Genomic DNA, 8,380 nt, shown 5'->3' on the forward strand with positions numbered 1-8,380 from the left:
AACGTTTTGCAGCTTGGCGAAGTGGCGGATTTAGAAGCACTTGCTTTCATTTTAGCACTAAAGTTCATTTGAAAACCAAATGTTCAATTTAGCACTGAACCCGCCATTTTGCCAAACTGCTGTTATGCCTTCGCCCTTCTTTGTCGGTCGTTATTCGTCTGTCTATTTTTGATTGTGTTTTGGTGCGTTGGCTTGGTAGCTCTTTTGCATTTTTTAGCGTTGGTTTGTGCTTTGGCAAAAATGCAAATGTGCTACCAAAAGCGTTGGCTTATTCTTCTTTTTTTTCAGGAAACATTATTGAAACTAATACGGAAATAAGTAAAACACCACCAACTATGCCTAATGAAATTGGCGAAGAAATATGATACCAAGGTGAAATTATCATTTTTATACCGATAAATGTCAAAATTATTGCCAAACCATAAGGCAATTTACTGAACATATGAATAAAATTTGACAACAAAAAGTATAATGAACGAAGTCCAAGAATAGCAAAAATATTTGATGTATAAAGAATGAATGGGTCTTTTGAAATAGCAAAAATTGCAGGAATAGAATCAACAGCAAATAACACATCTGTAAACTCAATAACTGCAACAACAACAAGTAAAGGTGTTGCAACTTTTAAACCGTTTTGAACTGTAAAAAATCTATCTTTGTCATAGTTATCACTTACTTTGTAAAGTTTTTTTACCAATTTTGCACCTGCTGAATTTGCAAAATCTTGCTCATCATCATCGTCACCACCCCCCCAAGATTTAATACCAGCATATACAAGGAATAAACCAAAAAGTGTTAAAACAATATTAATCTCAACATTTTTGTCAAATAGTTCAAAAGTTGGGAGATAAGTCAAATTAATAATACCAACCCCAGCGAATATAAATATTGCTCTAAAAAGTAACGCTCCTAAAATACCCCAAAAAAGCACTTTATGGTGTAATTCTCGAGGAACTTTAAAATATCCAAATACTAAAATAAATACAAAAAGATTGTCTACTGATAAAGCTTTTTCTATCCAGTATGCCGCCTGAAATTGTGTAAATTTTTCAATAGCTAATTCGTGACCACCAGTATCTTGATTAAAAACATAATATACTACGCCTGAAAATACCATTGATAATGAAATCCAGATGATAGTCCAAACAGTAGCTTCTTTATTAGAAACTATGTGGCTTTTTTTGTTGAAAACACCGAGGTCTAACAATAACATAATAATTACTGTGATGCCGAAACCCCAAACTAACCCAGGGTGTAATTGTAAAATACTTTGTTCCATACTTATTTTGATTTATTTATTATTTAATTGTTTGCTATTGTAATTATGGCTACTCTTCCTCCATCTTCTTTTGAAAATAAAAGTTTTTTGCCGTTTGTGATTTCTACCATTGAACCGATAGGAATTTCTTTATCTTCTGTTACATCTTTTAATGAAGTAAGTTTTTGATTTACAAAAACCCATTTGTTGTTATGAAACGCAAAGTAACCATCGCTTACTTTGTCTTTGTCAATAAGTTTTTCATTTCTAATTATGTTTCTGTTAGAATGCCATTTGTGTAAAGTGGCATTATTATACACTACAATTCTTTGATTTTCAGGTTTCCAAACATTAGGCTTGAATTGATAAAACAAATCCAAAACAGGAATAGTATTATTATATTTTGTATTACAAAAAGGACATTTTGTATCTTTTGTATTATTATAAATAAACCATTTTTGCTCACATTGTTTATTGCTACATTCTAATTTTAGGTCATTAGTTTTTATCAATGCTTGTTCCCAAGCATCTGCTGTTGGTCTTTCAATAGGATTGTGTAAACCTTTTATAAAAGCTTGGTCAAAAAGTTCTTTTAAGTAAGGTCCTGTTATGGTGTATGGTGTTTTTGCTAAATCTGTCCAAGGTTTAAATTTCTCTAAATTTTCGCCATACTCTCTTTTGAAATTTCTGTTTTTGCTATCGGTTGGATGTTCAACAAATAGTGCTTTTGAACCCATTAAAAAATTCTCTTCTTCTACTTCGTCAATTTGTCCAAAATAATTCCCCCCTCTCAAAGGATGCCTGTACAATAGGTACATATAAATTAAAACTGCCAAGGCGTGTAAGTCTGTTGTTCTTTCGGGTAATTTTCTTAAAGGGTCTTTTATATCTAAATGTTTTGTAGATAATACTTCAGGTGCAATAAAATCGGCTGTTCCAATTACTGTCGGATAAAACTTTTTAGGAACAACTAGACCGTCTATATCTATAATATTTGCTGAACCACTTGCAGGGTCAATCAAAACATTTGCATAAGATAAATCAGAATGAGCTAAACCTGCACTGTGTAGGCGTTTTACACCTCTTGCAATATTTACACATACTTGAAAATAACTTAACCAATTCCCTAATTCAGATTTGTCTAATTTAGTTTTTGAATTTGTTGCTCTAAATTTTGCACTTGCAAACCATTTGCCATTTTTCTCTTTACCTTTTAAAATGTCATTGCTTGCATAACCTTGTTTAAAGAAAAAATGCTTTTCATAAGTTGGCACAATTATACCTGTTAATCCATCTTTCTCTACAATATCATAAGGCCAACAATAAATATTTTTCCAATATTGCCCGTCTGGATTATCGAATATCCCTTTCCTGTAATTGGTTGTTAATTGCCTTACTAGTTCTTTGCCATCAAAGTCTAATTTTTTTCTGTAAAAAGCAACAACATACGATTTATCAGGACTGAAATAAACATCTTTCATTCCTCCACGCATAGGTTCTCCATTATCTACATATTGGTAGCTTTTGGTATTGTCTAAAATAGATTTTAGTGTAATAGTTTGCATATAATATCGTTTAAAAAACTATTGCTAAAGTTCTATCATCGTGGTTTCCTGCACTCCAAAAGTCCATCCATTTTGATAATTGATTTGCAATTTCGCTGTTGTCTTTATTAAATTCTACTTTATTATTCTCATCATTTTTCCCTTCTAAATCTTCTAAAAATTCAACCCATTTTTCGTGTTTTTCAAGATTGGCTTCTACTACAAATTTTGCATCATAAATTCCATCTGTCATTAAAAATAGGTAAGAAAAATCATCAATAATTTTCAAATTAAATCGTGTTATCATTACTTCCTGTTTTTGGAAAATATCAGGTTGAGTAATAAATCTTGTCCCTCCACCATATTCGCCAACATCTAACCAATTTAATAAAGTAGTTTCTGATTTGTCAAAATTCATCACTGCAATAGGGCAGTCGCCAACTCCAAAACTTTGTATTAAATAACCAAATTCATATTTTTTAAATAATGTGAAAATTAAAGTAGAATGTAAATATTCTAAATTTGTTTTCGCTTTTGGATTATTAAAAAGTTCTGGGTTTGTTGAAAAAGTTTGCTCTGCAAACTCTTTTAATTTGTTGTGAACATAAACACTTGCTTTGTATAAATTTTGTTTTGACAAAATTTGTATTTCCTTTAATTTTTCATCTGTTTTGTCTTGGTTGTATTCTGAAATTTTATCTTCAAATTCTTTCATTTTATCAATGTCTGCAACTTGTTCAAAATATTCTACTACTGCATCGCAAGCCAATTTTGAACCAATTCTTGCAAGATATGCACTTCCTGCACCATCACTTACAACCACTAAAGACCATTGAGTTTTTTCAAAATATTTGAAAGCAAAATCATCATCTCTTGAAGTACCTTCTTTTCCGTGACTTCTTCCTCTTTTAGAGGATACAACAATATTTTTTTCTCCTAATTTATCAAATAAAGAAATATCGTCAGGCTTTGCAAAAATGGCTTCTTGATTACTTGGTTTTAAAACCCACAAAGTTTTTGGGTCAGGATTTACAACTAATGAAATTAATTTTTCGTTGAAAGGGTCAGTTTCATTCTCGCCTTTGATTTTATATAAAAGTTTAAATTTAACATCTCCACTTTTTGTAGGTGTTCCTTCTATGGTATCTGTTGTTTTATTAAAACTTAACCCTAAATCTTCTAATCCCTCAAATTTTTCATCAATCAAATCAGTTAAATTGAGTGCTACAAAATCTATTTTTGCTGTATAAGGAATTAGTTCTTTTGCATTTGGTATTACAATATGTTGAGACTGTATGTCTGCAATTCTATTTTTTATATTCCAATTTATCATAATTTTTTCTTGATTTTCAAAGATACTTTTAACCAATTCAGTATTTGTTGAGTTATTAGAAAACTCCTCTAATAATGAATTTCTGTTAGTATTGATTTCAATACCTTTTCCTTTCAGTAGATTTTGTATGTACGCTTTAATATCCATTGCTTTATCCTTGTGTTCTATTTACATCAAAATTTCCTTCTCCTGCACCATAAGTGCCTTGGTTACCACACCAAGGACAAGTGCTTACTTCCTCATTTCCTATGCAATGAAGTTTAGTACATTGGCATACTGCAAAAGCAAATTGATTGCCACAACAAGGGCAAGTAGGTGCACCCAATAATTCTTCGGTGCTAATTTTTTGGTTTATTGCTGTTTCATCGGATAATTCAAAATAGGTATTATCAACTTGAAAAGCACCAACTAATCTGTAAATTTTATCTATATCACCTGTGCTATTTAATGAAATATGTCTTTTGTATTTCATTAAATAGGGTCGTTTTGAGTTTTGGCATTTTGCAGATAAAACCACAAAATTATCATCTACAAAATCGGTTTTTTTATTTTTTGACAAGTCAATTTTTGAAAGTGTATTTTCATCAAAATTGGCTAACTCAAAACCTGTTTTATTATTCTCAACACTTTCACTACTTGTTTTTATGGAATCTGTAACCCATTTAAAAAACTGTTTGTAAGCATTAGTATCTGTATTTTTAAAGTGCAAAACATTTTCTGTTAGTTCTCCTAATTGTTCTGTATCAGTATCACTACCAAAAGAAATTGCTACTAAATTGGCAGTTCTTGCCCAATTTTGTTTCCATTCTGCAATGGCATTTTTTGTATTATCTGTTGGCACACCATCTGTAAATAAAAATACAATTGGTTTCCAATCGCCTTTTACTTCTTGGGTTGTTTTTACAATGTTTTTTCTTAATTCAAACATTAAATGTCCTAAACCTTTGCTCAATGAAGTTCCACTACCAATTGGAAATTTCGGTGGATAAAAATTTATTAATTCCTGCAATGGCACAAGTGTTTTGGCTTGTCCTGCAAAAATTATAATTGAAACCCAAACTGTTTCTATTGCTGTTGGGTCTGTTTTTAAGGTTTTTATAATTGTTGCCAAACCTTCTTCTACTTGCTGGATTGGGTCGCCAACCATAGATTCAGAAACATCTATTAAAAAATATATTGGTAGTCTTCTCATAGTTAAAAATTATTTAGAAGTATTAAAAGCAAAATCAATAATATTATTTGTGTTAAATCAACTGACAAACCTTGTCCAACTTGAAAAGGCTTTACAAATTTTTTCAAGAAGTTTAATATAGGTGTAAAAATGCTATTGAAAAAATCAAAAATTCCTTTGTATTGATTATTCAATTTGTCTTTATAAGGCAATAGTTTAGAGTATAGAAACAAGCCTACAATAAACACATTTAATACTATTGGTAAAATCATTCTCATATTACTTGTACTACTTCTTGGGGTGGTGGTGGCAAAGCCACCGTATCAGTTGTTCCCATACTTTTATTACCGTGTTCAATAGTATCAGAAACCCATTTAAAAAATTGCTTTAATGTTGAAGTGTCGGCTGTGGCTAAATGCACCACATTATCTGTTAGTTCTTTTAGTTTTGAATCATCTGCTAATTGCCCAACTGCACAACCTACAATTACACCAAAATTCAATGCTTTTATTTTAGGTATCATTTCACTATAAAGCATAGTGTCAGACGGCTTGCCGTCTGTAATTAAAAAAAGTAAAGGCTTCCAATCTCCTTTTTGATTTGCATTTCCTTTTTTAATGTCTGTACTTGCTTTACTATGCAACAATTCTAAAGCTTTACCTGTGAAAGTTGCACCAATAGGGTCAGTAATTTCAGGTAGCTGAAATGCTGGCAATTCTGTTAATGGCACTAATTCAGTAACGGTAGAGTTAAATGTAATTATGCTAATCCAAAGCGTTTCAGATGCTTGAGCATCGGAACGCAAAGAATTTATCATACCACTTAAAGCGTTGTTTAATGCCTGAATTGGTTCGCCATTCATTGAACCCGATGTGTCCAATAAAAAGTAAACTGGTAGTCTTCGCATTATACAACAATATTTAATTCTGATGGTGGTGGTGGCAATTCATTTAACCCTATTACTTCTTTTCCACTGTCTTCTACTTTTGTAGATGAAACGCCAATTGATGCTGTAACCCAAGCAAAGAATTTAGCTATACTTTGGCTGTCGGCTGTGGCAAGTTCAACTACATTTTCAGTTATTTGTTTTAGTACACTTGTATCTGCACCACTTCCTGCTGCACAAGCAACAACAATTCCTGTTTTTCTTTTTTTGAATTCTGCAAGTCCATTTTGCCAACTATCAGTTGGCATTCCATCAGTCATAATAAAAACTAATGGTTTCCAATCGCCTTTTGTTTCAGGTGTTGTTTTTGTAACTTCATTGTCAATGCACCTACTCAATAAATTCAAACCTTCGCCAAGTGATGTTCCTCCTGTTGCTTGAATGTCTCTCATTTGAAAAGAACCCAAGTCAGTTAATGGAATTATTTGATTTGCAACACTATCAAACGTTATTACCGAAATGTAGGCCGTTTCTTGTGCTTGTGGATTTCCACGCAATGAACTAATCATAATTTGCACACCATTTTTTACAGCTTCAATTGGTTCTCCTCCCATTGAGCCTGATGTGTCTAATAATAGATATACTGGTAATCTTCTCATTTTATTTATAATTTTTAGTTAGTGTATTTTTTAAGAATGTCGATAAAATTGTCTGTGTCGTGTGGTTCTCCAATTGCTCTAAATTTCCAATCTCCGTTATGTCGATACACTTCTGAAAAAACCATTGAACATTTTCCATTTAATGAGGCATCGCCTGACAAACTATATTTTGTAATTTCTTTTCCTTTTGCATCAACTGCTCTTATAAAGGCATTATCAACCATACTAAAATGTTGGTTGTTTTTTCTGCCTTGATAAATAGAAACTACAAAAAGTATTTTTTGATATTTTTGGTCTAATGAATCCAATTTTACAATAATTTGCTCATCGTCTCCATCGCCTGCACCTGTTCGGTTGTCGCCTGTAAGCCATATATGACCTGATGGGTGATTTTGAGAATTAAAGAAGATTACATCACCTTCAAAAAGCCCAATGTTTTGTCCGTTTGTAGCTTGTTTTGTTCGTCCAAGATTTGCTACTTTTCCATTTGCATCTAATAAAAATGCAATTGCATCAAGGTCGTATTCCTCTTCTTTATTTCCTCCAAATAATTTTCCTAAAAAACCACTTTCTTTTTGGCGAACATCCCAACCTAAACCAATTGTTACTTGTGAAAGGTCGTAAACGCTTTCGCCTTTTGAATTTTTGCGTAGGTCTATCGTTTGACCTTTTGATAAGTTTATTACTTCTTGCATATTTTAAATTTATTTGTTTATAGTTCCTGAAAAATATTTACTTAAAAAGAAAGCTAAATCTTCTTTGTATCCAACACCTGACGCGTCAAATTTCCATTCATTATTTCTTCTGTATAATCTTCCAAATTCAATTCCTGTTTCAATAGAGAAGTCTTCGCCTAATTCATATTTCATTACTTCTTTTCCTGTATTGTTGTCTATAAGTCGGATATAAGAATCTCTAACTTGTCCAAAGTTTTGTTTTTTGTCCGCTGCTCCGTCAATGGTTACAACAAATAAAATCTCTTGAACACTTGGGTTGATTTTTGTCAAGTCAATAATAATAGATTCGTCATCGTCTCCATCACTTGAAGTTCCGTCTGGGTCGTCTCCTGTATGAGTTACTGAATTGTCAGGCGAATTCAAATTGCCATAAAAAACAAAGTAGTCTTTGTTTGGCATTTTTCTTTTTTCGTCAATCATAATTGCAGAAACATCCAAATCAAATGTTCCTCCTGTACCTTCGTTCGGTTCCCATCCTAAACCAACGGTAATGTTTGTAAAACCTACTGCGACTTTGTCGCCTTTTCTTAAATTAATTACTTCTGCCATTTTATTTATTTTTAGTTTGCAAATTTAACGTATATTTTAGTTTTTTAGACTTTTGTCCAAAGTTTGTTCTGATTGGGTGGTGGGTGGGCTTGGGTGCGTTGGGGCAAAATTAAATGTGGTGCAAAAGCGTTGGCTTTGTGCTTTGGCTTGCACCTCTTTTAATTTTGCGAAGCTTTGGTTTTCTATTTTCATTTTTATCTGTTTGTTCATTTTTAGCACTGTTGGCATAGGGTGAGGCATAAC

8 protein-coding genes are annotated in these 8,380 nt (G+C 32.1%); all 8 read right to left on the minus strand.

Annotated features, from left to right (window positions below):
* Positions 1 to 268 precede the first annotated feature (268 nt).
* Entirely contained in the window at positions 269 to 1,279 is a 1,011-nt protein-coding gene (locus tag KA468_RS09700) for a TerC/Alx family metal homeostasis membrane protein (protein ID WP_291242741.1), read from the minus strand.
* Between the two features lie 23 nt (positions 1,280 to 1,302).
* Entirely contained in the window at positions 1,303 to 2,823 is a 1,521-nt protein-coding gene (locus KA468_RS09705) for a kinase (protein ID WP_291242742.1), read from the minus strand.
* A gap of 10 nt (positions 2,824 to 2,833) precedes the next feature.
* A complete protein-coding gene (locus KA468_RS09710; protein ID WP_291242743.1) occupies positions 2,834 to 4,282 on the minus strand; it encodes a protein phosphatase 2C domain-containing protein in 1,449 nt (482 codons plus the stop codon).
* A gap of 4 nt (positions 4,283 to 4,286) precedes the next feature.
* Positions 4,287 to 5,327 carry a TerY-C metal binding domain-containing protein gene (locus KA468_RS09715; protein ID WP_291242744.1) on the minus strand — a complete coding sequence of 347 codons (1,041 nt, stop codon included), beginning with the start codon at positions 5,325 to 5,327 and terminating at the stop codon, positions 4,287 to 4,289.
* A 253-nt stretch (positions 5,328 to 5,580) separates the two neighbouring features.
* Positions 5,581 to 6,213 (minus strand): VWA domain-containing protein, encoded by a 633-nt coding sequence (locus KA468_RS09725; protein WP_291242745.1) that lies wholly within the window; start codon positions 6,211 to 6,213, stop codon positions 5,581 to 5,583.
* Positions 6,213 to 6,851 carry a VWA domain-containing protein gene (locus tag KA468_RS09730; RefSeq protein ID WP_291242746.1) on the minus strand — a complete coding sequence of 213 codons (639 nt, stop codon included), beginning with the start codon at positions 6,849 to 6,851 and terminating at the stop codon, positions 6,213 to 6,215. Before KA468_RS09730 ends, KA468_RS09725 begins: the two co-directional genes overlap by 1 nt.
* Before the next feature lie 14 nt (positions 6,852 to 6,865).
* Positions 6,866 to 7,546, minus strand: coding sequence for a TerD family protein (locus tag KA468_RS09735; protein WP_291242747.1), 681 nt, complete (start codon positions 7,544 to 7,546; stop codon positions 6,866 to 6,868).
* Between the two features lie 9 nt (positions 7,547 to 7,555).
* Positions 7,556 to 8,137 carry a TerD family protein gene (locus KA468_RS09740; protein WP_291242748.1) on the minus strand — a complete coding sequence of 194 codons (582 nt, stop codon included), beginning with the start codon at positions 8,135 to 8,137 and terminating at the stop codon, positions 7,556 to 7,558.
* Positions 8,138 to 8,380 lie beyond the last annotated feature (243 nt).

The organism is Flavobacterium sp. (assembly GCF_017985075.1).
Lineage (GTDB): Bacteria > Bacteroidota > Bacteroidia > Flavobacteriales > Flavobacteriaceae > Flavobacterium.